General features: G+C 65.0%; 1 protein-coding gene. It reads right to left on the bottom strand.

What is annotated here, in order from left to right:
• Positions 1 to 542 (bottom strand): transposase family protein (locus J9611_RS21525; RefSeq protein WP_504742120.1); only part of this gene is annotated, 542 nt, incomplete at its 3' end.
• Positions 543 to 605: the final 63 nt, after the last annotated feature.

Genomic DNA, 605 nt, shown 5'->3' with positions numbered 1-605 from the left:
GCGGTGTCCTTCGTGGAAACGGCGGCCAGCAGGGCATTCAGGCCCCGGACTCCCGAGTATCCGTAGCCGGAGCCCTGCTTGGAGTAGCCGTGGACCTCGATGATCGTGTCATCGACATCCACGAACACGAAGTCCTCCGCGCCAGGGGATCCCAGCAGCGGGGCCCTGGATGCCAGATTGGCCAGGAAGCGGGACGCGACCGCGTCCAGCTGCCGGACGTGCCCGAACGTGAAGGACCGCAGGAACGAGCCCAGGGTGGAGGGCGCATAACAGGCACTGAAGACCCGTTTCATCCCGCCGTGGCGCAGCACGGCCATGTCATCGATCGAGTCCGCGCCGGCGACCATCCCGGCGACCAGGGACGCGACCTTCAGCCCGGCATTGGCACCCTTGTCCGTCGGCACCGACAGCCATTCATCGGCGAGCTCGTGGAGCCCGGCGTCCCGGGCCAGGGTCATCACCGGCAGCAGCCCGGCCGAGGACACGAGGTTCGGCTCGTCGAAGGAAACTGACACCGCGGACGGTTTGTGGGAAACTTGCATCTGCGAGATGTCCTCTTCCGGTACGGAAATTTTGACTGTGGTAAGCCAATTTTCCCCCAAAAG

Source organism: Pseudarthrobacter albicanus (assembly GCF_018224015.1).
GTDB classification, from domain to species: domain Bacteria; phylum Actinomycetota; class Actinomycetes; order Actinomycetales; family Micrococcaceae; genus Arthrobacter; species Arthrobacter albicanus.
Note: the sequence above shows the minus strand (reverse complement) of the source record. Positions and strands in the feature narration are given on the sequence as shown.